The organism is Halovalidus salilacus (genome assembly GCF_031852275.1).
Classification (GTDB): domain Archaea; phylum Halobacteriota; class Halobacteria; order Halobacteriales; family Natrialbaceae; genus Halovalidus; species Halovalidus salilacus.
In genome coordinates this window covers 1,740,001-1,765,670 of sequence record NZ_CP134700.1, presented here as the reverse complement: position 1 = coordinate 1,765,670, position 25,670 = coordinate 1,740,001, and the positions used below count along the sequence as shown (strand labels likewise).

Sequence of the window (25,670 nt, the reverse complement as noted above, 5' to 3'; positions counted from 1 at the left end):
CGCTTACTGGGAGGGGTTCCCCTCTTTCCCCGCCTCGCGGCGGTCGACGCCGCCGCTCGCACCGTCCTCGAGAGTCGTCCGCGGTGCGGTGTCGTCGCCCGAGGGGGTGGAATCGAGGGCCATCCGGGCGACGCCGCTGGTCTCGTCGAAGACGTGGTGAGTGTGCGGGTAGGCGAACTCGACGTCGAGGTCGGCGTAGCGTCGGTACAGTTCCTCCTGGACCGCAGAGCGGACCACGGCTTGCTTGTACGGGTGTTTGATCCAGAAGAACAATCGAAGGGCGATGCCGTGCTCGGCGTACTCGTGGATGGCACAGACGGGGGCGGCGGCGTACCGCGCGCTCCCGATCCGGATGTCCGGACCGCCCGAGATGACCTCGTCGACGCTGCGGGCCGCCCGCTCTGCGTGTCTGCGCGCCGCCTCGAGGTCGCTCTCGTAGGTGACCTCGAAGTCGACGGAGGTGCGGGTCCGCTCGTCCTCCGCGGAGCAGTTGATGACGTCGCGGGTGTGAATGTCCGCGTTCGGGATCACGATGAAGGTGTTCTCGAGGGTGAAGATCTTGGTGTAGCGGATGGTGATGTCCTCGACGAACCCCCGGTGACCCTGGTCGGGGATCTCGATCATGTCGCCGATCTCGTACGGGCGGTCGGCGAGCACGAAGAAGCCGTTGATCAGGCTCCCGACGAGTGGCGCGAGGACGACGGCGATCACCGCCGAGATGACGGTCACCTGCAGGAGGATCTCGCCCCCGCCGAGTCCGACGATGTTGAGGGCGACGAGCCCCGTCACCGCCAGAACCGTCCCCCGCACGCCCCTGAGGACCATTCGCGTGACGCTCGGCCGTTCGATCTGGCGGGCGACGGTCCGGCCGGTGATCCTGACGACCACCTTCGAGAGGTACCAGCCGACGACGAGGACGAGGACGAACAGTCCGAGCTGGACGACGAACTCGGGGATCGGAACGGGAAGCGCGCCGCTGACCCGGTCGACGAGGGCGTTCTCGTACGTCCCGTCGACCTGGAGTGAAACCCCACGCATGCCAACACTCTCATGTTCTCGGTGGTTAAGGGTTCTGACCGACCACGGCCACCCGGGGTGACTACCCGATTTCGAAAACCAGTGCTACTCAATCCATAATAAATCTTTTATCCGCGCGGCGCGTCTGTGTTCTCGATGCCACCAGACGAACTCCGCGCGACCGTCGAACGCGTCGGAGACCGGTTCAACCTCGGCGAGTACGAGATCGACGCCTACCTCACGGTCCTGGAGCAGGGCCAGCTCACCGCCAGCGAAATCGCCGACCGAACCGACATCCCGCAACCGCGCGTGTACGACACCGTCCGGAGCCTGAGCGACCGCGGCCTCGTCGAACTGCGCGAGTCGCGCCCGATGAAGGTCGTCGCGATCGACCCCGCGGAGGCCTTCGAGAACGTCCAGTCCTCGCTCGAGCAGATGATCGACGAGCTCGAGGCCCGCTACACCGCCCCCGCCCGGGACACGGAGGCCGTCTCGCTCGTCAAGTCTCGATCGACGATCCTCCGGTACCTCGAGGAGGTGATCACCGAGGCGGAGTACGAACTCTCGCTGTCGCTGACGCCCGACCTGCTGACCCGCTTCGAGGCGGAACTCGCCGCGGCCGTCGACGCGGGCGTGAGCGTCGACCTGATCGTGACCCCCGGCAACGAGGCCCCCGATCCCGGGGAGTTCGACTACCGGGCGGTGGCGACGACCGCCCGGGCGCGACGCGGGATCACGACGCCGGTGATCGCGGTCGCCGACGGGAACTACTCGATCTACGCCACCCAGGACGCGCTTCGGGACGACCAGGACCGATACGGCGTGATATTCAATCGATCCGCCCTCGGCTTCCTCGTCTCCGGCTTCTTCGGCACCGTGCTCTGGACGACCGCCGAACGGACGCTCGCCGAGGACGGCGAGGGCCGCCCCTACCCGCGGAAGTACGCCACCATTCGCCGCTGCGTGAAGGACATCATCGACGCGGGCGGTGAGTTCTACGCCACCATCGAAGGGCGCGACGTCGCCGTCGGCGGACCGACCGTCGTGCGGGGGCGCGTCGTCGACGTCTCGTTCGAGGTGACCGAGGAGGTCGCCGCGCTCACCCTCGAGACGGACGAGGGCGAGGTCACCATCGGCGGGCGCGTGGCCGCGCTCGAGGACGTCGAAGCCCACGAGATCCACATCGGGAGACACGAGCCGCCGTCGATCGACGACTGACGGCACCGCCGGTTCTCCGCGCCCACGAGCGCCGATCTCGTTCCTGACCGCGACCAGACAACGGATCCTTTCCGTCTCGAAGCCGAGCCTACGCGCCGGTCGCCCGATCGTGGTGATCGCCTACTCGGTTTCGACGCGTCCGGGAAACGACCCGCTCGAACGGTGAGGGACCCGGAAACGGAATTCGGAGAGTAACCGGCAGACACCGCGGGAGGAAATATCATGCTACGCCGATACGCCGACGCCGACGACGCCGGTCGTCCGGCGGATCGGATCCCCGTCGAAAATCACCCGTATCCGTTCGTCTTACGCGCGACCGCGGACTGAATGTAATCGGCAGTTAGACAACCTCGATCAGACGACTGTCTCGTTTTCGTACATCTTTCTTGGCCAACAATTATACGCGGGTAGGTGGACCTCCCGGAGAGGATGGGAAACGATAGCACAGGTGGTCGACTCCGCGGTGCGACGACGCGACGGTCGCTCCTCAAAGCCACGGCGGGGTCGGTGGCGGTCGGCGGAGTCACGGTCGCCGGCTGTCTGGGCGCCGCACGGGAAACAGGAACCGTCGTGATGACCGCGGCGACGGACGTCGAGGGAATCATGTACGGTGACGATTCGATCCAGCAGGCGCTCTGGGACGCCGGCCTCGACGAGAACATCAGCGTCGAAATCCAGACGGTCGTCAGCGACTCCGCCCAGCGCATGCAGACGACCCAGTCAGCCCTAGAGGCCGGTCGCGCTCCCCCCGACATCCACATGATGGACAGCGGGTGGACGATCCCGTTCATCCTCCGCAATCAGACGGTCAATCTGACGGAGAATCTGCCGGAGGACGTCGTCGAACGGGTCAACGAGGAGTACCTCGACATGTCCCTCGAGACGGCTCGTCACCCGGATACGGAGGACCTGCACGCCCTCCCGCTGTTTCCGGACCTCGGATTCACGCTGTTCCGGCGGGACCTCATAGAGGACGCCGGCTACGACACCGAGGGCTGGGGGACCGACCCCCCGTCCTGGGAGGAGTTCTCCTCCGCCGTCGCCGACGCGCGGGACGAAGCCGGCACCGAATACGGGTTCACGACGCAGGCCGCCGCCTACGAGGGACTGTCCTGCTGTACGTTCAACGAGGTGATGACCTCCTGGGGTGGCGCCTACTTCGGCGGCATCGACAATCTGTTCACCGCAGGCGATCGGCCGGTCACGGTCGACGAAGAAGCGGTGATCGACGCGATCCGGATGATGCGGTCGTTCATCGACGGGGAGGAGGAGAACACCCTCGACGACTACCCCCAGATCTCTCCGTCGACGATCGTCCAGTGGACCGAACAGGAGTCGCTCGATCCCTTCGTAGCGGGCGATGCGATCTCGAACCGAAACTGGTCGTACGCGATCGCCGAAGCCGGGACCGAGGACGGCTTCGGAGAGGACCTCGGTGTCATGACCCGCCCGTACGCCGTCAGCGAGGACGAAGCCGAGTTCGAGGGCACCGGCGGAACCACCGCGGCCCTGGGCGGGTGGAACCTCACCGTGAGCCCGTTCTCGGAGCGCCAGGAGGAGGCCCTCCAGGTGCTCGAGGCGTTCGCCAACGAGGAGGTGATGCTTACGGTCTTCGAACTGGGCGGCTTCCTGCCGCCGAACCTCGATCTGGTTTCGGAGGCCGACGAGGACGACGTCGGGCCGGTGGTTCGATACGCCGACGTGGTCGAGTCGGCCAGCGAAAACGCGATCCCGCGACCGGCGACCGACCTCTGGCCCGAACAGTCCGCGCTGGTCTTCCAGGAGGTGAACGCCGCCTATCGCGGCGTGAAGTCGCCCGAGGACGCGATGTCCGACCTCGCGAACAACCTCGAGGACAGCGAATCGGAGGTGGCACAACAGAATGGCAACTGAAACGGACGACGGTACGATAACCGGCGGCGAGGCCGAGCGCGAGTCGGGCGGACAAGCCGGAAACGTGCTCGTAAACCGGATGGAGAACCTGAGCGAGGCGGCCTACGCGTACCTGCTGTTGCTGCCGGCGTTCGCGCTGTTGACGCTGATCGCGTTCTACCCGCTGATCCGGACGTTCTGGATCTCGTTGCAAGCGGACCAGACGAGGGGGATGAATCCCCTCGGCGAGTTCGTCGGAGTCGGGAACTACGTCGACATCTTAACGGGGGACGCCCGTCTCGCCCGCCAGTTCATCGACGTCTCGCTTTCGGGTTCGTTCCCGTTCGTCGAATTCGGCGTGCCGTTCTTCCAGCAGGCGCTGTTCGTGACGCTCGCGTTCGCGGTCATCAGCGTCTTCTTCGAGACGATCATCGGCTTCGGGCAGGCGTACGTACTCGACCAGGACTTCAGGGGTCGCCGGTGGGTCCGCGTGGCGATCATCCTGCCCTGGGCAGTCCCCATCGTCATCCAGGGGATGATCTTCTACCTGATGTTCCTGCCCGGGGTCGGGTTCGGCGCCGGACTGGGACAGTGGCTCGGTATCTTCGGGGCGAATCCGCTCGCTAACAGCCAGGAAGCGTTCGTCGTCATCTTGGTCGCCGACATCTGGAAGTCGTCGGCGTTCATGGCCCTGCTCATCCTCGCGGGCCTCCAGAGCGTCGACCGGAGCCTGTACGACGTCGCCCGCGTCGCCGGCGCCTCGCCCTGGCAGCGGTTCAAACTGATCACGCTCCCGCTCGTGTTGCCCGCTTTGCTCGTGGCGATGCTGTTCCGGACGATGGACGCGATGCGCGTCTTCGGCCTGATCGAATCGACCGCCGGCTGTACTACCGTCCCGTCTCTGACCTGCCTCGTCGTCGAGGCTATGTTCGGCGGGACCCGCGTCTACGCGACCGCGGCGGCCGTCGCGTTCGCCACCGCGCTCGTCATCGGCCTGATCATCTCGATGTACGTCGCGTTCTTCCGCGACACCGAGGGAGGACTGTACTGATGAGAGACGCTCGAGACTCACCCGACAACGATCGTACGGACGACGAGCACAGCTACGGAGCCCACTGCGAACGCCGAGCGTCCGCCGACGCTCGTACCGACGGCGGGGGGACGGCCATCTTCGAAGAGCAAGGAGATCGCGAACTCGACCGAGGTCCGTTCCAGCGGTGGGCCGCCAGTTCTATCAAAAACCCGGAAAAGGTCTACCGCGCGATGTTCTACGTCGCGGCGATCTTCTTCCTCTTCACGACGCTGTTCCCGTTCTACTGGCTACTGATGGTCGCGCTCACGCCAGAGGGGCAGCTCGAAAACGTCATCTTCACCCCGAACGGGTTCAACCCGACCGCGTTCGTGGAGGTCTTCGAGACAATCCCGTTCCACTGGTACATGTTCAACAGCTTCGTCATCGCGCTGGCCACGACCATCGTCGTCTTGATCGTCGGAAGCCTCGCGGGCTACGCATTCGGCAGGCTCGATTTCCCGGGGAAAGTCCCCCTCCTGTTGCTCGTGCTGGTCATCTCGTTCTTCCCGCCGGCGGCCTTCTTCATCCCGCTGAACGACCTGTTCAACACCTCGATATTCTTCCTCGAGCCGATCACCACGAACGGGACCCTCTACAACACGCCGGGTGCGATGGTGGTGCCCATGTCGGCGATTTTCATGCCGCTGGCCATCTTCATCCTCACGACGTTCTTCTCCCAGATTCCGGACGGCCTCGAGGACGCCGCCCGCGTCGAGGGGACGACCCGCCTCGGGGCACTGTTCAGGGTCATCATCCCGCTGTCGGCCCCAGGCGTCGCGACGGCGGGCGTGTTGACGTTCATCGCCGTCTACAACGAGTTCTTCTTCTCGTTCCTGATGACCGACGGCGAACCCGAGAACTGGGCTCCGATTCTTGCAGGTATCCTCGCCTATCAGGGACAGTACGAAGTCCTGTACCACCTCATGGCCGCCGCGAGCATCATCGGGGTGATCCCCGTCGCCATCCTCGTGGTGGTCGCCCAGGAGCGCATCGTCAGCGGCCTCACGGCAGGCGCACTCAAGGAGTAATCACGTACCGACAGAACACGTAAGAAATTCAAAACCTGATACACCATGGCACGAGTTACGCTCGAACACGTCACGAAACGCTACGAGGACGTCACCGCGGTCGACGACATAAACTTCGAGATCGAAGACGGGGAGTTCGTCTGCCTCGTCGGCCCGTCCGGGTGCGGCAAGTCGACGACGATGGAGACCGTCGCGGGCCTCACGAAACCGACCGAGGGGAAGGTGTACATCGGCGACCGTGAGGTCACGAACCTCGCACCGAAGGATCGGGGCGTCGCGATGGTCTTCCAGAACATCGCGCTGTTCCCCCACATGGACGTCTACGAGAACATCTCCTTCGGGCTTCGCCTGCGCAAGTACGAAGACGAGGAGGTCGAACGTCGGGTCGAACGGGCCGCCGACATCGTCCAGCTCGAGGGGATGCTCGACCGGATGCCCGACGAGATGTCCGGCGGGCAGCGCCAGCGGGTCGCGATCGCACGCGCGATCGTCCGCAACCCGGACGTCTTCCTGATGGACGAGCCCCTGGCGAACCTGGACGCGAAGCTCCGGGTCCACATGCGCACCGAACTCCAGCGCCTGCACCGCGAACTCGACACGACGATCATCTACGTCACCCACGACCAGGCCGAGGCGATGACCATGTCCGACCGGATCGCGGTGCTGAACGAGGGGCGACTCCAACAGATCGCCCCGCCGCTCGAGTGCTACAACGAGCCTGCGAACCTGTTCGTCGCCGGCTTCATCGGCTCGCCCTCGATGAACTTCTTCGAGGGAACCTTGATCGAGGATGGCTTCGAGACGCGCAACTTCACCGTCGCGCTCGATCCCGCGGACGTTCCCAGCGCGACCGTCGGCGACGACGTCACGCTCGGGGTCCGCCCGGAGGACGTCCACCTGTCGCGGTACGAAGACTCGCTCACCCAGCCGAGCCGTCGGATCGACGCCCGCAGCGACGTCCTCGAGCCGATGGGCGACGAGATCTTCGTCTACCTCTTGCTCTCTGAGGGAGGGGAACGGTCGATGGACCGGGACGCCGCCTCGTCGCCGGACCAGTTACTGATGAGCGTCACGCCGGACACCGACATCGCCGAGGGACAGGATCTCGACGTGGTCTTCGACAAGGCGAACGTCCACCTGTTCGACACCGAGACGGGCGAGGCGCTCGCCGACGGCATCGTCGACATCGAGAAGCCCGAACCCGACAGCGGACAGCAGGTGACCGAGGCCGACAGCTGACGCCATCCCCACCGACGGCTGATCTCGGCCGTTCGTCCGCTTCGGCGCGACGAACTCCGCCCCGACGTGAGTAATCGACTGGCACGGGCGCGAACGCCCGCCGAGTCGATTACGAGGGTGCGTAGGGAGGCGTAGCGACTGATGAGATCGAGCCGACTCGTCCGCCCCGCCCTCGGGTCGATGCGAGTTCCGCGTCCACTCCACTCCAACTCTCTGCGAGCGCGGTTTGGCGACGGAGCAAAGGCACTCGAGTCCGAAGTGACGGATAGAATCCTCGTGACGACGGACCACGAGCGCAGAGTTCGAGTACAGGCACGAAACCGCCCTCTCACCACCCCCACCTTCGCCCAGGCCCGATGACCAGAGATCGAACCGACGTCAGAACCGGCATCGTCGGCCTCGGGAACATCGGCCAGTACCACGCCGAACGCCTCATGGAACTCGGGGTGCCGCTGGTCGGCGGCATGGACGTCGCCCCCGAGGCGCGGAGACGCTTCACCCAGCGCTACGGCGTCGACGTCTACGAAGATCACGAAAAACTGTACGACGAGGTCGACGCCGTCATCATCACGACCCCCAACAAGTACCACGAGGAGTACGCCGTCGACGCCTTCGAGCGCGACCTCGACGTCCTCCTCGAGAAGCCCCTCGCCCACACGCTCGAGAGCGCCGAGCGGATCTCCGACGCCGCCAGGAACTCCGACGGCGTCAGCATGGTCGGCTTCAACTACCGCTTCTCGAACACCGTCCAAATCGTGAAAAACCGGATCGAGCGCGGCGACCTCGGCGAGGTCACCCACCTCGAGGCGAACTACGTCCGGCGACGGGGCATCCCCGGGCGCGGATCGTGGTTCACCAGGCGCTCGATCGCCGGCGGCGGCGCGCTCATCGACCTCGGCGTTCACGCCATCGATCTGGCGCTCTACCTCCTCGATTACCCGGCCGTCGAGGAGGTCAGCGGGATCACCCGATCGGAGTTCGGCACGCGCGAGGACTACGCCTACATCGAGATGTGGGGCGACGACGCGGGGCCAGGTTCGTTCGACGTCGACGACTCGTCGACGGCGTTCATCCGCTGTGCGGGCGACCGGTCGATCTCCCTCGACGTCGCCTGGGCGACCAACCGGCCGACGACCCACGAGTTCGTCGCCCGCGGCACCGACTCCGCCGCCCGGTTCGACCTCCTCGAGAGCGACCTCGCCTTCTACTCGGCGAACACGGTCGGCCCCCACCACCTCGAGAACACGTCGATCGAAACGCGCCAGAACGACACCCACACCGAAGAACAGCGACGCTTCTTCGACGCGATCGTCACCGACAACGGCATGGGGGTGGGAGAGAGCATCGAAGAGGCCCTGAGCGTCCAGCGAGTGATCGACGCGATCTACCGCTCCAGCGAGGAGAGTCAGACGGTCTCCGTACGGGGGTGACCCGTCGACCCGCAGTCGGACGGACCGATCGGCGCGACAGCGGCCACGGCGACGCCCCCCGTTTTATCCCGGCCGACGTGGTGACCCACGGTATGCAGATCGGCGTACACACCCCACCGCTCGCGGACGAATCGCTCGAGGGAGCGCTCAACTACCTGAACGAGCGCGGCGTCGGGGCGATCGAGCCCGGCGTCGGCGGCCACCCCGGCCAGGACCACCTCGTCCGCGAGGAGTACCTCGACGACGAGGACGCCCAGGCCGAACTCCACGAACTCCTCGAGACCTACGAGATGGAGATCAGCGCGCTCGCGACCCACAATAACCCGCTGCATCCCGACGAGGAGCGGGCCAGCCGGTCGGACGAGGAACTCCGCGAGGCGATCCGGCTGGCGGGCCAACTCGAGGTGGACGCGGTCACCTGTTTCTCCGGCCTCCCGGGGGGCGGGCCGAACGACGAGTACCCGAACTGGATCACCGCGCCCTGGCCGCCCGAACACGCCGAAGCCCTCGAGTACCAGTGGGACCGCGCGCTCGAGTACTGGTCGGGAATCGCGGATCACGCCGCGGACCACGGGGTCGACGTCGCCATCGAGATGCACCCCAACATGCTCGTCTACGAGCCACGCGGGTTGCTCCGACTGCGCGCTGAGACGAACGAGCGCATCGGCGCCAACTTCGACCCCTCCCACCTCTACTGGCAGGGGATCTCGGTCACGGACGCGATCCGCCTGCTGGGCGAACGGAACGCCATCCACCACGTCCACGCCAAGGACACCCGCATCTACGAGCCGCAAGCGCGGGAGAAGGGGGTCCTCGACACGACGCCGTACGACGACGAACCGAACCGCTCCTGGCTGTTTCGGTCCGTGGGGTACGGCCACGACGAGTCCCACTGGAAGGACGTCGTCTCGACGCTGCGAATGGTCGGTTACGACGGGACGCTCTCCATCGAACACGAAGACTCGCTAACGAGTTCCCGCGAAGGACTGGACAAGGCGATCGAACTCCTCCAGCGGGCGATCTTCCAGGACCAACCCGGCGACGCCTACTGGGCGGAGTGATCGCGCCCGCCCGTCACTCGCCGACCGTTCGCCCGAGCGGGTCGCCGTCTCGCGGCCCCTCGTACAGGTCGACCCCGTCCGCCGTGACGTGGACCTCGTAGCCGGCGTACTCGAACGCGACGCGAGTGTCGTCGGCTTCAGCCGATTCCGCGATACCGTTGCCGAACAGCGCGTCGAGCGCGTCCGGATCGACGACCGCGTACAGCGGATCGTAGCGTGGCGGTTCGACGTCCGTCACGTCGACGCCGTCCGCGTCGGCCACGGCAGCGATCACCGCGTGACTTGGGTCCACGCCTTCGTCGGTCCTCGCCTCGTCCGGAGGGCACATAGATCAGCGTTCGATAACGTCTCGCATAAGGATACCGGGAGTTCCTCCCCGCCGGGACCGGGTCCGACGGACTCCGGGGCGACTCACTGGTTCGAGCGGCGATCCACCCCGACGCCGTTCGTCGACCGATAGATCGCGACGGGTCGACGGGGTGCAACGTCGATTCGCCCCGAGAACGCCGCGGTCACTCTCGTCGCGGCGACAGCCCGTTCTCGAGTCGACTGCGAACGAAGGTCCGGACCGAGGCGGCGATCTCCTCGACGGTGTAGTTGACGCCGACGTAGGTGCTACAGAGGGCGAGGACGGTGCCGGCGACGGCGTCGGAGAGCCAGTGGATACCGAGGTACATCGTGGAGACGACGACGCTGATCGCGAGGACGGCGGCGACGGGGAGCCACAGCGGGTACTTCTCGCGGGTGTGCCAGGCGAAACAGAGGGTGGTCATCGCGAGCGAGGTGTGCAGCGACGGAAAGACGTTGACGTTCTGGTTCACCGAGTTCGTGAGATTCCGGGCCTGCGGATAGGCGTCGTAGAGAACCGCGTCGAACAGGGTCGGATCGAAGTTCCGGGGCCCGTAGGCGACGAGGAGGACGTACAGCACGAGGCCGACGCCGTAGTTCGTGGTGTACGCCAGAAGTAACGCCCTGAGTTCGTCCATTCGGTCCAGCGCGAAGTACGCCACGAACGGGAAGAGCAGGAGGAACGCGTAGCCGTAGATGTAGGTGAACACGAAGTACGACGTGAGTTCCGGCGTCTGAAACGACTGGAGGATCGCCACGGGGTTCTCGCCGAATATCACTCGCTCGAGGTCGAAGATGTGCTGTGTGACGCGTATTCCGACGATGCGCCACGAGAGGATTGGCACGAGGTCTTTGGTCGCTCCGCGGAGAAAGAGGATCAAAACGAGGACCGCGATCGGAGCCACGATCGCCCGAATGCGCCACCGGTAATCGCGAACTGCCGCGACGAGCCGGCCGGGCCCGACGATCAGGAGGACCGCACACGTCACCATCGCGCAAACGGCCAGGGCGAGATCGACGAATACGGGTGCCAGCGTCACGAGTGGGCTCTACGCACGAACGGTAATTTAAACCACTGCTCTGATACCGTGGGTCGTCACGCCCCATCCTCCGCCGCGCTCCACTCGCGGCGGTCTCGTTCCGATCGCGTCGCTCATCGGCTTCGGAGGGTACCGTCGTCGCCGTAGCGGTACTTCGTCTCCGCTTCGAACAGTGACCGACCGCGATCGACGTCGATCTCGCCGTTCGACCCCGGGAACTCGACAACGGTGGACGGGTCGTCGACCGGGGAACCCCAATCGCCGCTTCGAATCCCGAGGAGTTCGCCGGTCGACGACGCCGGTTCGCCGTACCCCCGACAGAACTCGGAGACGACGAACTCCCGGTCGACCAGCCGCGAGACGACACTCCGGAACCACGGATTGCCGAGTTGGGGGTGCTCGACGTTGTAGCCGATCAGGTAAAACGAGTCGGTCGACGCGACCGTCATCGACACGCCGTCGCGGTCCCGGATCGACGTCGCCACCTCCGGCGGTACCGACGTCCCCGTGACGTCGATCTCGCCCTCCTCGAGGGCGTCGATCATCTCCCCCGCTTCGTAGAAGACTCGAAACTCGATGCCGACGCCGTCCGGGGGAGCCGACAGCGCAGCGGGTCGATCGGTTTCCGGGTCGCGGATGACGTGGTCGTCGAACGCCTCGAGTTCGATCAGTTCGTCTTCGACGACCTCGCCGAACGAGAACGGTCCGGAGCCGATCGGCTCGTCGTTCGCGTCGGTCAGCGCCGCCGTCTGGTACTCGCCGACGAGTTCGGACCGGGACTTCCAGACGTGTTCCGGAAGCACGGGGATCGTAAACGCCCGACGGGCGGCGGCCCTCGACCCGGCTCGAAACGTGAACTGAATCGTCCGCGAGTCGACGGGGTCGGCAGTCGCGACGAGCGTCTGGAGGTCGCGGTATCGCGGCGTCGGAATCGCCGTGTCGGCCTCGTCGAGGGACGTATCTTCGACGAATCGGTACGTGAACTCGACGTCAAACGCGTCGAGCGGTTCGTCGTCGTGCCAGGTTACCCCGGGTCGGAGCGTGACCGTGGCCGACAGATCGCCGCTTCGCTCCCCCCAGTCGATCTCCTCGGCGAGCCAGGGGACGTACTCGTCACCGATCCGCCGAGCCAGTGGGTCGTACAGCAATTCCACGGGTGGCAAGACCGACGCGGCGTCGACGACGAGCGGATTTAATCGGTCGGTAACGCCCTCGCCGAACAGGCCGACCCGAAGCGGGCCGTCGAGCGACTCCGCGTTCGACGCCAGCAGGTCGACGTAGTCGACCGGCCGAGTGGGAGGGGTCTGCCGGTCGATACCGTCCCTGACCCCGCCCAGGTGGTTCGAAAACGCCACGCAGGTGTACGGCGCCGTCCGTTCGAGGTGCTCGATCAGGTCCCGAACGGCCGTCTTCCGTTCGTCGCCGTCCGTCTCCAGCTGCGATTCGAGGAGTTCGTTCGCGGTGACGTCGGCGAAAGCGAACGGGTTCTGCCACCCGGGTTCGCTGATGTACTCGTGGTACAACAACCCGCGGAGTCCGTCGATCTCGCCGATCCCCGGATGTTTGGCGATGAACACGTCGTACTCGCCCTCCATGAGTATCTCTCGGTAGAGCTCCGGCTCGGCGACCGTGTCCTGTTCCACGTCGATTCCCGCCGCTTTCAGGTTCTCCCGAAGCTGGCTCGCGATCTGCGGGGCGATAACGTCGTCGTCCGTGGGGACCGTCTTGATCGTCAGCGAGATCCGATCCGGAGAGGGCTCCTCCGTTCGTGACCAGACGAGATCGGTACAGCCTGCGAGGGAGAGCGAGGAGAGACCGGCGACTCCGGCGAGGAATCGTCTTCGGGGACCCGACGACCCGGCGTCGTTCATGTCGAAGGAATTCGAACCGGCCGGATATAGGGCTTGCTTCCGAGGTGGGATCCTCGAGCGATCGCCCGACGGATCGGACGCGAGTGAGCGCGGGCGACGGAGACCGACGACGGAGGCTCCGGCGACTGGGGCGCCCGCGACGGGCGCTTCTGTGATGGGCGCTTCCGCGACGGACCGTTATTCGATCGGCAACGCGTCCGTCTCGAGGGCGTCGCGTCGACCGTCGAGCACGTCGAAGCGCTCGTCACGGCGTCGCTCGAGCCAGTGGAGGAGGCGCTCGGCCCACTCGAGTTTCTTCGCCTTGATCGGGCCGACAGACGGATCGTCGAACTCCCACCCGACGAACGTCAGCGATTCCGCGCCGAGGTGATCCGCGAGGAACGCGGCCCGGTCGCCGTCCGTGAACCCGCCGAAGTTTTCGACCGGACCCCGCGGTTCCGCCTGCGTCTTAGGGAGGACATACTCGTCGACGCAGTCGGGGACGACCGACCGAACGGCCGGCACGTTGTCGCCGTGGGCGTGGACCGCGACCGGCGTTCCGCGTTCGGTCAGTCTCCGGACCGTCTCCGGATTCTTGTCGAGGTCCGTCACCATGCAGTCGACCTCGACGCTCTCGTCCTCGAGCACGTCGACCGCCGTCGACGCCGCGATCACGACGTCGGCGCGCCGAGCACGCTCGAGGCAGTCCGCCGACTCGAGCGACGGTGCGGCGCCGGCGACCGCCACGGTCACACCCCGAACGTGTGAGAGCGATCGAAGATCGAAGGGACCGGTCAGCGACGCCAGGACGTCGCGCGCCGCTTCGTCGGCCGACCGATCGAAGCCGAAATCCGCGAGGATCGCCTCGTAAACGGGTTCCCACTCCTCGTACCGTATCATCAGTTACCCTCTCGCACGCCCGGTACTCGTCGCTCCAGTACGAACGCGGTTTCGATCTCGTCCTGACGGTCGACGACGTCGGAACCCGCGTCGATACCGTCGGGACTCGAACTGACACCGACGGAACTCGAACCATCACCGTCGCGGCTCGAGTTGTCACTGTCAGGGCTCAGCCGTCACTGTCAGGGCTCGAGTCGTCACTGGTGTCGTGACGTCACAATAATTCCGTGTTGTGGGCCGGGAGTCGCCTCCAAAGTACCCCTACCCGGGAGGCCGCCCGGCGTCCACTCCCTTCTTTCGAAGCCTCCGGCATAAGCTTTCTCTTACTGTAGGAGCGCCGCGATGTCCTTACCGAGCCGACCCAGTGCGCCGGATTCGTCCCCGATACGCCGCACAACGGTGGAAACGGCGGCGGTCGTTCCGAGTAGCAACAAGCGATCCGCATCGATCGGAGACACGTCGGCGCCACGATCGGTGGCGATCGCGGTCAGCCGGTTTCGTTCCTCGGGGTCCAGCCCGTCGACCTCGAGCACCTGGGTCGACCACTCGCCGGCCAGGTCGGGATCGAGTCCGCGTTCGCGAAGGTTGGCCCGAAGTTCCCTGGGGGACCGAACGTCGATCCGCGAGACGGAGAACTCCTCCGTTTCGACGGTCGCACGGTCGGCGAACGCGTCGCCGATCAGCGCGGCGTCCCGGGTCTCCGCGACGTCGTGCGTTCGGATCACGTGTGCGCCGCGTTCGACCGCCATCGAGGTCGCCGCGAGGCTCACCGGCAGGCGCTCCGCGGTCTCCCGGCCGGCGATCTCTCCGAGGAAGTTCTTCCGGTTGATCGAGACCAGCATCGGCCTGCCGAGCGCGCGGAACTCGCGGAGTCGCCGGAACGTCTCGCGGTCGTCCGCCAGCGTCTTGGCCCCGCTCCAGCCGCCGAAGGCCGGATCGACGATCGTCTTGTCTGTGAGTCCGTTCTGCTTCAGGGCCTCGTAGACCGTGTCGACGTAGTCCGCGCGCTCGGCCCACTCGGGAGCCTTCCGGGCCGCCCAATCGGTCTCTTCGACCGCACCCGGTCGCTCGAGGTCCGGCGGACTCGCCATCTTGACCACGGCGGCGTCGTGGTCCTCGCAAACCGCCGGCATCGACGGGTCGGCGAACCCGCAGACGTCGTTGACCATATCGAACCCCTTCGAGAGGGCCTCGTCCGCGACCTCGGCGTACCTCGTTTCGATGGAGAACACGGCGTCGCCGGAGACGCTCTCGATCGTCTCGAGCGCGACGTGGAGTCGCTCGAGTTCCTCCTCGGCGGAGAGGACGTCGAAGCGCTTGTTCGCCGACTCGAGGCCGATATCGACGATGTCCGCGCCCTCGCCGACGAGTGCCTCGTCGACGTAGGCGGCGGCCTCGCCGGGGTCGTCGTAGACGCTCGGATCGTAGGGGGACTCCTCGCTGACGTTCAGCACGCCCATGATTCGCGGCGGGTACTCGTCGCCGATACCCAATCCGGCCGCGTCGACGCTGTCCATACCCCGACTGAGGAGGCGAGACAAAAATGCGCCGCGATTCCGGCGAGGTTGTCGACGCGACGGCCTCGCGTTCGCGCACCGTCTGCGTTCGCTACTCGTGCACCCGTCGTTTCACCGTCTTCGACTTGATCTCGTCACCCTCACGCCACTGGTAGTACCGGTACTCGGTTCCGCCGATCTCGTCGACGGTCTCGGTCGCGGAGGGCGGGACGTCCGTCGGGAACCGGTCACCGCTTTCGTCGGCGCGCTCACGTGCGGCCACGTCGACGGCCTCGAGTTCGGTCTCGGCCTCGCGTTCGCGAGCGGTCTCTGATCCGCGTTCGCAGGCGGTCTCGGCCTCGCGTTCGAGGGCGGTCTCGAACTCGCGTGCGCCATCGACCTCTCGGTTTGAATCGTCACCGTCGTCGTCGATCGCCGGTTCGGGATCGTTCTCGAGCGGGTACCCCGCTGTACCCGAAACGTCGACCCCGGTTCGCTCCCGCCAGACGGCCAGTTCGCCCGCGTACTCCGAGACGCGCAGGAGGGTCTCCGCGTCCTGTAGGGCGAGCGCTTCGGCCAGTTTCGGGGGGATCCCCTCGGCCGACGGGGGATCGTCGTTCGCGTTCGCGGTCATCACTGTCGGTCGTACGACCCACCGGACCGAATAGTGCCACGGTCTCGAACCAGGGACGGCTACAGCCTCCTCCGGGGGGCGAGGCAAACGGATCCGCCGAATCAGACGTCGTCTTCCCCGTCCGCCAGAATTGACAGCCTCGAGTCCCGAAGGAGCACCTTCTTCACGATGGAGGGGTTCTCGAGGAGGCGATGCTTCGCGTGCGCGCCGCGCCCGCGTCCGCGACCCTCGCGCTCCGACTGGATGACGTTGAGGAAGTTCTGCTCCTGGAGGATCTCCTGAACCCGGCGCTCGGAGAGGACGTCGAAGTCGAGCCGACGGGCGATCTCCTTGTACTGGTTGTAGATGATCTTCGTCGGGAACTCCTCGGCGCTGCTGTTCTCGGTCAGGAGGGTAAGCGAGTAGAGGATCGCCTTCGCCTGCTGGGGGGAGCCCTCGATCAACTCGTTGAATCGGTCCGCCTCGGTCTTCTCCTTGGCGTCGCGGACGTGTTCGGCCGTCACCCGCACGTCGGTTCGCTTCTTCGCGAGGCGGCCCGCGTTGCGCAGGATGTCGATCGCCTTGCGCGCGTCGCCGTGTTCCTGAGCCGCCAGCGCCGACGTGAGCGGGATCACGTCGTCGTCGAGCACGCCGTCGTGGAAGGCGTCGCGGCGCTTCTCGAGGATTTCGATTAGCTGGTTCGCGTCGTACGGCGGGAAGACGAGTTCGTCCCGTGAGAGGCTCGACTTGACCCGCTCGGAGAGGTGATCCGGAAAGTCGATCTTGTTCGAGATGCCGATGATGCCGATGCTCGAGGTGGAGATCCGCCGATTCTCGCCCGCCCGGGAGAGCTTTCGGAGGACCTCGTCGTCCTCGAGCATATCGATCTCGTCCAAAATGACGATCGTGACGTCGGTGCAGTGGTCGATGGCCCGCCAGAGCCGTTTGTAGTAGTCGCCGGTTCCCAGACCGCGGTCGGGGATCGAGACGCCGCTGCGCTGGGGTTCGTTGACGATCTGGGCGATCGTCTTCACGATAGAAGCCTCCGTGTTCTGTTCGCCGCAGTCGATGAAGGCGTACTTCACGGTGACGTCGTCGCGCTCGGCCTCGGAGATCACGCGCTGGGTGACGGACCGCGAGATGAGGGACTTGCCGGTTCCAGTCTTCCCGAAGATAAAGAGGTGGTTGGGTTCGCTGCCGAAGATCGCCGGGTTCAACGCGTCGGCCACGCGCTGCATCTGTTCGTCGCGGCCGACGATCCGCTGGGGGCCGGGGAGGTGGGTGATCTCGAGCAACCGCTCGTCGGCGAACACCGGATCGTCGTACCGAAAGAGTGGATCACGATCGTCGTGGGCGGACATTGGGACGTCGTGACCGTTCCCACCGGAGGAAAATAAACCTGTGGAGGTCGATCGCGCGTGTAAATCGTCGGATAGAACCGCCGCACGCCCCGAATAGACAAGTTTTAGTAAGGCCGCTCGAGGACACCGCCATCGCGTTTCTAGCGGCGTTTCGGAACCCTGCGGAGACGGACACCCCCGTCGCGGATGTAACCGGCGAGGGAGGAGATCGTGGACGAATCGACCGACTTCGGTCGATTCGCTCCTCGAAACACATATCACCAACTCGGGACGCCTCGCTCGAACTCGAGGTGAATCAACGAAGGACCCGTGTCGCCGACGCGGGAGAACACGCGGGGCCCACACCCCCGTCGCGGATGTAACGCCAAAATGGGTGGGGTGGCCGAGACGATCGGCTATTTTCTCTACCGTCCATCCATCTACGGACATAATTTACATCCGCGACGGAGGTGTGTGGCGAGAATGGACCTCCCCACTAGAAGTCGTTACAAACGCGACAGTGGTGTCCGTCCCTCCTAGTATCAATAGTGGACTTGTTACTAGGTTCTTCTCCTAGATTCTTCTATATAATTCTTATTGATGATTATCCTAGTGTACTTTACTCTATTCGAGAAAGGAAGAGAGAAAGAGCGTGGAGAGCGTGGAGAGCGTGAAGAGTGTGAAGAGAACGAACCGTTGATAGTGGCCCGAGAAACGGGATGACGAACCGATCCGAATCGAAAGAGACGACGGGTCCGTATCCCCTAGAACGGTCAATGACCGACGAGGGCGACGCCGAATCGAATGCCGATGGAGGTACGGACGTCGGGGCGACCGTCGACGAAGCTGGGAAGCCGAACGACGACCTCGAGGATTCGGGCGCGTCCGTCCACGAGCGTCGAACGCCGCCAGCCGTCGCCGTCGTCGACGCTCGGACGCCCGGAAACGTGGGGACCATCGCTCGCGCGATGAAAAACTTCGGCTTCGAGGACCTCCTGCTCGTCGACCCGCCGGAACTCGACCCGGACGGGGAGGCCTACGGGTTCGCCGGTCACGCGCGCGAAGACGTCCTTCCGAACGCCACCGAGGTCTCGTTCGACCACCTGGTCGAAAACTACCACACGATCGGTTGCACGGCGACGACCAACGAGGGCGACCACAGACACGTCCGATTCCCGTTTTCGACCCCCGCCGAACTCGCCGACCGACTACCGACGGTCGAAGCGCCCACCGCCCTCGTCTTCGGTCGCGAACGCGTCGGACTCACGAACGAGGAACTGTCGAGGATCGACGAGATCTGTTCGATTCCAGCGAACGCCGAGTACCCCGTCTTGAACCTCGGCCAGGCGGCGACGATCACGCTCTACGAACTCCGGGATCTGGCCCTGAGCGAGGGGGAGACGCAACTCCCCGACGTCGAACGCGTCCGAGCGCCGGAACCGCTGCTCGACCGGCTCTACGACCAGTGGGCAGACCTCCTCGAGGAACTCAACCACCCGGAGGAGAAGCGCGAGAAGACGATGCGGATGCTCCGACGGGTGTACGGACGCGCACACCTCACGGAGCGAGAGGCCAACACGTTTCTCGGATTGCTCCGCCGAGCAACGGAACGCCCGGACCGGTCGGATCCCGATCCCGATCAACGGTGAATTCCGCCGACTGCGACCGACCATCTGGTGAGCGCCGTGATACGTGGCCGCTACACTCATCGTTCGTCGGCGGCCAGGGTCGGTAAATGATCGAGATGGACAGGCGAACGGCGCTGGCCCTGGCGAGTTCCGGACTAACCGCGCTCGCGGGGTGTTCCGACCCGACCTCCGACGGCGGATCGAACGGAGACGAGGGTGCCGACTCGAAAGCCGATTCGGACGCCGACGCGTCGATCGAGACCGGCGATCTGCCGGCGTACGCCTCCGTCCTCGCCGAAACCGAGAGCGAGGAGTACTTCTTCGGCGCGATCGACCTCGAGGCCCTCTCCACCATCGCCTCGAGCAGGGGCGACCACGAGGCCGGTGAGAACCCCGAGGATCCGCTCGTCCGAAATCCGGTCGCGTTTCTCATCACGTTCCAGCTCTTCTCGCGGCTCGGTCGGCTTCCCGCGTACGACGCGTTCGCCGATAACGACGAGACGTCGTCGGACGAGGGCCACGTGTTGCTCGTCGAGGGGGTGAACGTCCTCTACGGTTCGTTCGACGTCGACGGAGCGGAGGCCGACCTCGAGACGGCCGGATACGCGTCGGCGGCAGAGGGCGACGATTTCTCGGTGTTCGTCGACGAGGAGACAGGCGACAGCGTAGGCGTCACGCCTTCTGTGTTCGCGTTCGCCTCGCCGGACGAGTCGGCGCCGACGTTCGATCCCAGGGACGCGGTCGAGGGCATCGTTCGGGCAGACGCGGGTGACACCGAGCCGAAACACGCGACCGACGTGGACTTCGAGTGGCTCCTCCGGGCCGGAACCGGCGACGGCATCGCCCTCTGCTACTACGCCGAAACGGAGGCGCTCCCCACCGCCGATCTCGAGTCGGAACAACCCGACGAGGGAACCGAAGCGCTCACCTTCGACTTCTCGGCGTTCGAAGGCGCGCGGGGGGTACACCAGCACCTCTCGATGGCGGACGACGGCGGTGCGCACGCGGAAACGGTCGTCTCGTACGACGACGAAGCCGCGGTCGACGCCGATCGACTCGAGTCGCGACTCGGCTCCCAGGCGGATTCCGTCGATCTGCTCACCGACGGCGCGGCGGTTCGCGTCGAAGCCGAGTACGAAGGGGACGTGGTCGAAGGATCGTAGGAGGTGGTCGAGGGATCGTAGGACGCGGTCGAAGAATCGAAACTACCGGGAGAAGATCGCGGAAGAGACGGTGACGTGAGGCGTCACCGGACGATCGTGTGCTCGGCGTCTTCCTCGAAGGCGTCCGCCCGTTGGGCCACGTAGCGTCCGTCGGGGGTCTTCGTTCCGAGCCACCCGCAGTCCGAACAGGCGTACAGCCCCTGCCCGTCGATCAATTCGCCGCCGCAATCCGGACAGGTGGTCGATCGATCCGGCTCGACGCTTCGCACCTTGGACAGGGGCGTCGGTAGTTCGCCGGTTCGGAGCGTTGCGATGGCCTCCTCGACGGTGTGCGTCTCCTCGGCCGCCGGATCCGTGTGAGGGAAGACGCCGAGCAGTTCGTCGTCGACGTACACCTCGAGGCAGATCATCGGCGTGACGAGCAGGTCCTTCGTCTCGCCGGTCACTTGCGAGGTCGTCGTCCGCTCGCGGAACGGCGGCCGAACGGCCACTCCGCGACGCTCGGCCCAGTCGTCGAAGCGGTCGACCGACTCGAGGACCTCCTGATACGGACTCGACGCCGAAATTGTGACCTCCTTGGGCCAGCTCCGTAGCAGGAGGTCGTCGATAGTTCCCTCCGCCTCGCACGACCGGAGCGTCTCGATCTGTCTGTCGATCGGTTCGAGCAGCAACGGCGCCCTGACGTGACAGACTGCCGTGACGTCGGTTCCTCGTTGATTCTGTGTACTATCCGTCATCAATAGAAACGGGCAACGTCTGCACTGATAAGCGTTTGCGCTAGCGTAAGAATGCGCACGAGTCCGAATTCGACACCCTCGGCCCCGACCCACCTACTTCGTCGACGACCAGTGCGGGGCCGAGTCTCGAGGGTCTACCACTCCTCGTAACGTGTCGGAATCGGTTCTTATCGCCCCGATCGGACCGCGCTAGGATCGCTTCTGGATCTCCTCGCGGAGCAGTTGACTGACGAGGTCGCCGTCTGCCTTTCCGCGCAGGACGCCCATGCACTCGCCCATGAGGCCGGAGAACGCCTGCATCCCCTCGGACTCGACCTGTTCCTCGTTGCGCTCGACGACCTCCACGACCGCATCGCGGACCTCGACCTCGTCGACCGTGCCGAGGCCAGCCGCTTCGGCCGCTTCCTCGGCCGACTGCGCCGGATTCTCGGCCAGCGCCGTCAGCAGGTCCGGAATCCCCTCGCGCGCGAGGTCGCCGCCGTCGGCCATCGCGAACACCTCCTCCAGGTTCTCGCGTGCGAGGTTCTCGACCGGCACATCGTCGCGTCGGAGTTCGGTCAGGGTGGACTCGAGCGTCGTCGCGGCGAGCGTCGGATCGATGCCGTCGGCGACGACGTCCTCGAACAGGGGCATGTTCGCGCCGTAGGCCACCTGCCGCGCCAGCCCTTCGTCGAGTCCGTACTCGGCCCGGTACCGGTCGACCTTCTCGGTGAGCAACTCGGGTTCGGGGACGTCGCTCGGATCGGGTTCGACCGGCGGCACGTCCGTTTCCGGGTACATTCGCGCCGCGCCGGGCAGCGGACGCAGGTAGCGGGTCGTCCCGTCCTCGTTCGCGCCGCGGGTCTCCTCGGGGACACCCTCGAGGGCGGTTCGCGCCCGATCGGCGACGGCTTCGATGGCCGACTCGGCGACGTTCGTCTCGGCGGCGACGATGGCGACGGCGTCGTCGGGTCCCGCACCGACCGCATCGCGCAGCGCCTCGACCTCCTCTTCGGTGACGCCGTAGGCGGGGAGTTCGTCGGTGTGGAAGATCCCGCCGGCGCCGTGGCGCTTGGCGTGGTCCGAAAACTCCGTCCCGAGCCGGCGGTCGGGCGCGATTTCGCGACCGACGAGTCCGTCGAACCCGTAGAGGGGGACGGCGCTGACGGAGCCGCCGGCGGTGAGCGCACCGCCGATGACCCCGCTTTCGGTCTCCGCGAACACTTCGGAGACGTCCTGCGGTTCGCCGACGGACGCTTCCCGCCCGCGCAACTCAGCCGCGATTTCGACGAGTTCGGCCTGTCGGGCGACCTCGTTCCGGACGATGTCGTCGATGTCGTCGAGGCTCTGGACGCCCTTGATTTCGACGCGCGCGCCCTCCTCGATCGAGACGTTGACGTCCTGGCGGATCGTTCCGAGCCCCCGCTTGACCTTTCCCGTCGATCGCAGGAGCATCCCGATTCGTTCGGCCGCCTCGCGCGCCTGCTCGGGGGACCGAATGTCCGGACTCGTCCCGATTTCGACGAGCGGGATTCCGAGGCGGTCGAGGCTGTACGTGACCCCTCGATCCGTCTCTTCGACGCGCTGGGCGCTCTCCTCCTCGAGCAGGAGGTCCTCGATCCCAACCGGACCCACACTCGTCTCGATCTCGCCGTCGGTGGCCACCAGGGTCGTCCGCTGGAAGCCCGACGTGTTCGAGCCGTCCACGACGATCTTTCGCATGACGTGGGCCTGATCGACGGCCTCCATGTCCATCAGCTGGGCGATCTCGAGGGCGGTCTCGAGGGCTTCTTCGTCGAGTTCGTGGGGCGGTTCGTCGTCCTCCTCGACGAGGCAGGTGGTGTCGTACGCGAGGTACTCGAACTCGCGGTCGACCACGCTCTCCTCGACGGCGGCCTGGTCGAGTTCGCCGAGTTCGCTCCGGGTGGGGTGGAGGTAGCGAGTGAATCGACGCGTCGACGCTTCGGGCTCCCGAAGCTCGGTCGGACAGGTACAGAACAGCTTCGTCGCCGTGTCGAGTTGCTGGTGGATCTCCAGGCCGGCGACGAGACCGAGGTCCTCGTAATCGAACTCGGCAGCCTCCTCGTTCGCGCTCATTGGCGTGAGTTCGGGGACGGAGGGGTAAAAAACCGTTCAGTCCGACGTCGATCGGGCCGGTTCGAACACCGCCGACGGGAACCGATCTCGAGCGGTACCCAGAGCCCTCGTCTCCATTCCGTCGCCGAAACTACCGGACATTCATATAGCGATATGCAATGTATTCGATCGATTTCGGGCCGAATTATGTGTCAGTGTGAAATTATTATTCGGAGAGGTAGCGCCTCGAACACCGGAAGTTTCACTCGAAACGCGCGGGTTCGCCCGGCCGGTCTCGTTCGCCGGTTCGACCGGACCGCGAGTCGCGGTCGGACGGCCCGCTTCCCGAGAGGGCGTCGCAGACCGCATCGTCGATCCCGTCGGGCGACGCGTCGAACGCGCGCTCGCGGAACGAGGCGTACATCGACTCGACGTCGGAACCGACGTGGTTGCGCTCGGAGAACGGGCGCGCCTCCACGACGACAGGCCGATCGTGATCGGCGACCGTCTCGAGGACGTCTCTGTTTCCGGTACCGACGGGAATCTCGACGGGCCCCGCTCGAACGGTCACGTCGGTCGCGTCACGGGTGAGCGGTGGGATCGCTGGTGACCCGTCGACGAACACGGACCAGCGGGCGGCCGAGCGGAGAGTCGTAGTTCGACCCGACACCGACACAACGTTTTGAAAAGCGTTTACTCGACGGCCTTCGCAGGGGTTCGTATGGTCGAGAACGTCATCTGGCCCGCCTACCTCGATTCGCGCCTCTCCAGGTCGGAGGGGCGGCGCGTTCCCGAGGACCTCGCCGTCGAAGACCCGACCGTCGACGAGATCGCCAAAGCCGTCCAACAGATCGGCTACGACGCCGTCGTCGAACGCGACAAAGCCTACTCGAGAGAGTCATGGGTAGATCGCGGCCGCGTCGTCGTTCGCGGCGCGGAGGACTCGACGAAAAACGACCTCGTCCAGGCCGTCGCGGCGTACGTCGCCGCGATGCGCGAGTGACGGTGCGCCGGGTAGGACGCGTCGTCCGGACCGCACAGGGGCTCGCGATCCTGCGAACGGACGACCCCGGCGACGACGACCCCGACGAGGGAACCCTCCGCAACGAGATCGGGACGATGGTGCTCGACGACTCCCTCGAGGGGGTCGGCCGCGTGGTCGACGTCTTCGGACCCGTGGATCGCCCCTACCTCGCGGTCACGACGGACCACGGCGTGCACCTCCCGTCGCTCGTCGGGTCGACGCTGTACGCACGATAGAAACCCGACCGCAGTACCCCAGGACCACCGGTTCATTCCGAACGAGGTGCCCGTCGTTCACCGTCCGGTCCTACGGTCGCAGTCCTTGTAGTAGCCCTGACCACCAACGGTCGGGGAGCGACTCCGGCGGACGACCGATAACGAACCCGAGCGACGGCCGCGAACTGGACCTCGAGCGAGAGGAAAGCCCCAAGACGACCGGGTGTAAACGCGGTTACGATGACCGATCGAACCCGCATTTTCGCCGCCGTCGCGCTGACGGTGCTGTTGTTTCTCGGCGTGCAGTTGGGCGCCCTCGCCCTCGTCGAACCGTTCGACGCCTCGGACCGACAGGCGGTCGAGAACCCGGACGACCCCGTAAACAGCGCGATCTACTTCGTCGTGATCCTCGCCGCGACCGGGGTGATGCTCGCGGCGTTCAAGTACGACGCCCAGTGGTTCATCCGGGCGCTGATCATCGGGGTCAGCACGATGCTCGCCTGGTTCGTCTTTCTGGAACTGCTCCCGCCCGCGGTCACCGTCGGTTCCGTCAACGTCCTCGCCGCCCTCGCCGCGGTGGCCGTCGGCGCGGCACTGCTACTCTACCCCGAGTGGTACGTCATCGACGGCGCCGGCGTGTTGATGGGGGCCGGGGCCGCCGGCCTCTTCGGGATCAGTTTCGGCCTGCTCCCCGCGATCATCTTTCTCAGCGTCCTGGCCGTCTACGACGCCATCAGCGTCTACAAGACCGAACACATGCTGGACCTCGCCGAGGGCGTGATGGACCTGCGAATTCCCGTCGTCCTCGTCGTCCCGACGACGCTCTCGTACTCCTACCTCGCGTCCGATAGCACGGATGGCGTCCTCGAGGACGAGAAGTCGAGCGAAGCGACCCCGGTTGAAGACGGCGGGAACGCGACGGCCGACGACTCCGATGCCCTCGCCGGCGAGGGCCGCGAATCCGACGACCCGTCGACCGAACGCGACGAACCCGACGACCCCGCCGGCGAACCCGACGCCGCGCTCGAGCGGGACGCCCTCTTCATCGGGCTGGGGGACGCCGTCATCCCGACGATCCTCGTCGCCAGCGCGGCATCGTTCCTCGAGGTCGGGACGCTCGACGTGCCAGTGCTCGCGGTCAACGTCCCCGCGCTGGGTGCGATCGTCGGAACGATCACCGGCCTGCTGGTGCTCATGTACATGGTCCTGCAGGGGCGACCCCACGCGGGACTGCCGCTGCTCAACGGCGGTGCGATCACCGGCTACCTGCTCGGCGCCCTCGCGAGCGGCCTCCCGCTCCTGACGGCGCTCGGGTTGTGAAAAC

At 65.8% G+C, this 25,670-nt stretch carries 23 protein-coding genes; 12 read left to right on the top strand and 11 right to left on the bottom strand.

What is annotated here, in order from left to right; all coding sequences use genetic code 11:
• Window positions 1–3: 3 nt before the first annotated feature.
• A complete protein-coding gene (locus tag RJT68_RS08650; protein ID WP_407039959.1) occupies window positions 4–1,038 on the bottom strand; it encodes a mechanosensitive ion channel family protein in 1,035 nt (344 codons plus the stop codon).
• Window positions 1,039–1,173: 135 nt separating this feature from the next.
• Here RJT68_RS08650 and trmB point away from each other — a divergent pair, with 135 nt between their 5' ends.
• From trmB to RJT68_RS08615, 7 genes are all read left to right on the top strand, one after another.
• Complete coding sequence (gene trmB, locus RJT68_RS08645; protein WP_407039958.1) at window positions 1,174–2,235, top strand: HTH-type sugar sensing transcriptional regulator TrmB; 1,062 nt, start codon at window positions 1,174–1,176, stop codon at window positions 2,233–2,235.
• A 429-nt stretch (window positions 2,236–2,664) separates the two neighbouring features.
• On the top strand, window positions 2,665–4,128 hold the full coding sequence (locus RJT68_RS08640) for an extracellular solute-binding protein (protein ID WP_407039957.1): 1,464 nt from the start codon (window positions 2,665–2,667) through the stop codon (window positions 4,126–4,128).
• Complete coding sequence (locus RJT68_RS08635) at window positions 4,118–5,158, top strand: carbohydrate ABC transporter permease (protein WP_407039956.1); 1,041 nt, start codon at window positions 4,118–4,120, stop codon at window positions 5,156–5,158. Before RJT68_RS08640 ends, RJT68_RS08635 begins: the two co-directional genes overlap by 11 nt.
• Entirely contained in the window at window positions 5,158–6,207 is a 1,050-nt protein-coding gene (locus RJT68_RS08630; protein WP_407039955.1) for a carbohydrate ABC transporter permease, read from the top strand. Before RJT68_RS08635 ends, RJT68_RS08630 begins: the two co-directional genes overlap by 1 nt.
• A 45-nt stretch (window positions 6,208–6,252) precedes the next feature.
• Window positions 6,253–7,446, top strand: a complete 1,194-nt coding sequence (locus tag RJT68_RS08625) for an ABC transporter ATP-binding protein (protein ID WP_407039954.1) — start codon at window positions 6,253–6,255, stop codon at window positions 7,444–7,446.
• Between the two features lie 356 nt (window positions 7,447–7,802).
• Window positions 7,803–8,876, top strand: a complete 1,074-nt coding sequence (locus RJT68_RS08620) for a Gfo/Idh/MocA family protein (protein ID WP_407039953.1) — start codon at window positions 7,803–7,805, stop codon at window positions 8,874–8,876.
• A 92-nt stretch (window positions 8,877–8,968) separates the two neighbouring features.
• On the top strand, window positions 8,969–9,937 hold the full coding sequence (locus RJT68_RS08615) for a sugar phosphate isomerase/epimerase family protein (RefSeq protein ID WP_407039952.1): 969 nt from the start codon (window positions 8,969–8,971) through the stop codon (window positions 9,935–9,937).
• A 13-nt stretch (window positions 9,938–9,950) separates the two neighbouring features.
• On the opposite strand, the gene RJT68_RS08610 is transcribed toward RJT68_RS08615, so the two are convergent.
• From RJT68_RS08610 to RJT68_RS08580, 7 genes are all read right to left on the bottom strand, one after another.
• Window positions 9,951–10,265, bottom strand: a complete 315-nt coding sequence (locus tag RJT68_RS08610) for a HalOD1 output domain-containing protein (RefSeq protein ID WP_407039951.1) — start codon at window positions 10,263–10,265, stop codon at window positions 9,951–9,953.
• Between the two features lie 184 nt (window positions 10,266–10,449).
• Window positions 10,450–11,325 (bottom strand): phosphatase PAP2 family protein, encoded by an 876-nt coding sequence (locus RJT68_RS08605; protein WP_407039950.1) that lies wholly within the window; start codon window positions 11,323–11,325, stop codon window positions 10,450–10,452.
• Window positions 11,326–11,438: 113 nt separating this feature from the next.
• Window positions 11,439–13,196, bottom strand: coding sequence for an ABC transporter substrate-binding protein (locus RJT68_RS08600; protein WP_407039949.1), 1,758 nt, complete (start codon window positions 13,194–13,196; stop codon window positions 11,439–11,441).
• Window positions 13,197–13,373: 177 nt separating this feature from the next.
• The gene (locus RJT68_RS08595; RefSeq protein ID WP_407039948.1) at window positions 13,374–14,075 is read right to left on the bottom strand and encodes a 6-hydroxymethylpterin diphosphokinase MptE-like protein; all 702 of its coding nucleotides are present in this window, start codon (window positions 14,073–14,075) and stop codon (window positions 13,374–13,376) included.
• A 323-nt stretch (window positions 14,076–14,398) separates the two neighbouring features.
• Window positions 14,399–15,592 carry a dihydropteroate synthase gene (gene folP / locus RJT68_RS08590; protein WP_407039947.1) on the bottom strand — a complete coding sequence of 398 codons (1,194 nt, stop codon included), beginning with the start codon at window positions 15,590–15,592 and terminating at the stop codon, window positions 14,399–14,401.
• Between the two features lie 91 nt (window positions 15,593–15,683).
• Window positions 15,684–16,205 (bottom strand): hypothetical protein, encoded by a 522-nt coding sequence (locus RJT68_RS08585; protein WP_407039946.1) that lies wholly within the window; start codon window positions 16,203–16,205, stop codon window positions 15,684–15,686.
• A 101-nt stretch (window positions 16,206–16,306) separates the two neighbouring features.
• Entirely contained in the window at window positions 16,307–17,545 is a 1,239-nt protein-coding gene (locus RJT68_RS08580; RefSeq protein WP_407039945.1) for a Cdc6/Cdc18 family protein, read from the bottom strand.
• Window positions 17,546–18,300: 755 nt separating this feature from the next.
• On the opposite strand from RJT68_RS08580, the gene RJT68_RS08575 reads away from it, so the two are divergent.
• Complete coding sequence (locus tag RJT68_RS08575) at window positions 18,301–19,173, top strand: RNA methyltransferase (protein ID WP_407039944.1); 873 nt, start codon at window positions 18,301–18,303, stop codon at window positions 19,171–19,173.
• A gap of 86 nt (window positions 19,174–19,259) precedes the next feature.
• The gene (locus RJT68_RS08570; protein ID WP_407039943.1) at window positions 19,260–20,315 is read left to right on the top strand and encodes a hypothetical protein; all 1,056 of its coding nucleotides are present in this window, start codon (window positions 19,260–19,262) and stop codon (window positions 20,313–20,315) included.
• 83 nt (window positions 20,316–20,398) lie between these two features.
• Here RJT68_RS08570 and RJT68_RS08565 read toward each other — a convergent pair whose 3' ends face one another.
• The 3 genes from RJT68_RS08565 to RJT68_RS08555 all read right to left on the bottom strand — a co-directional run bounded on the left by RJT68_RS08565 (window position 20,399) and on the right by RJT68_RS08555 (window position 23,732).
• Window positions 20,399–21,052, bottom strand: coding sequence for an HTH domain-containing protein (locus tag RJT68_RS08565; RefSeq protein WP_407039942.1), 654 nt, complete (start codon window positions 21,050–21,052; stop codon window positions 20,399–20,401).
• 189 nt (window positions 21,053–21,241) lie between these two features.
• On the bottom strand, window positions 21,242–23,128 hold the full coding sequence (gene gatE / locus RJT68_RS08560; RefSeq protein WP_407039941.1) for a Glu-tRNA(Gln) amidotransferase subunit GatE: 1,887 nt from the start codon (window positions 23,126–23,128) through the stop codon (window positions 21,242–21,244).
• Window positions 23,129–23,369: 241 nt separating this feature from the next.
• Entirely contained in the window at window positions 23,370–23,732 is a 363-nt protein-coding gene (locus RJT68_RS08555) for a hypothetical protein (RefSeq protein WP_407039940.1), read from the bottom strand.
• A 96-nt stretch (window positions 23,733–23,828) separates the two neighbouring features.
• Here RJT68_RS08555 and srp19 point away from each other — a divergent pair, with 96 nt between their 5' ends.
• From srp19 to RJT68_RS08540, 3 genes are all read left to right on the top strand, one after another.
• The gene (gene srp19 / locus RJT68_RS08550) at window positions 23,829–24,110 is read left to right on the top strand and encodes a signal recognition particle subunit SRP19 (protein WP_407039939.1); all 282 of its coding nucleotides are present in this window, start codon (window positions 23,829–23,831) and stop codon (window positions 24,108–24,110) included.
• Between the two features lie 2 nt (window positions 24,111–24,112).
• Window positions 24,113–24,367 (top strand): H/ACA ribonucleoprotein complex subunit GAR1, encoded by a 255-nt coding sequence (locus tag RJT68_RS08545; protein ID WP_407039938.1) that lies wholly within the window; start codon window positions 24,113–24,115, stop codon window positions 24,365–24,367.
• A gap of 219 nt (window positions 24,368–24,586) precedes the next feature.
• Window positions 24,587–25,666: a presenilin family intramembrane aspartyl protease PSH gene (locus tag RJT68_RS08540; protein WP_407039937.1), complete on the top strand. Its 1,080-nt coding sequence runs from the start codon at window positions 24,587–24,589 to the stop codon at window positions 25,664–25,666.
• Window positions 25,667–25,670 lie beyond the last annotated feature (4 nt).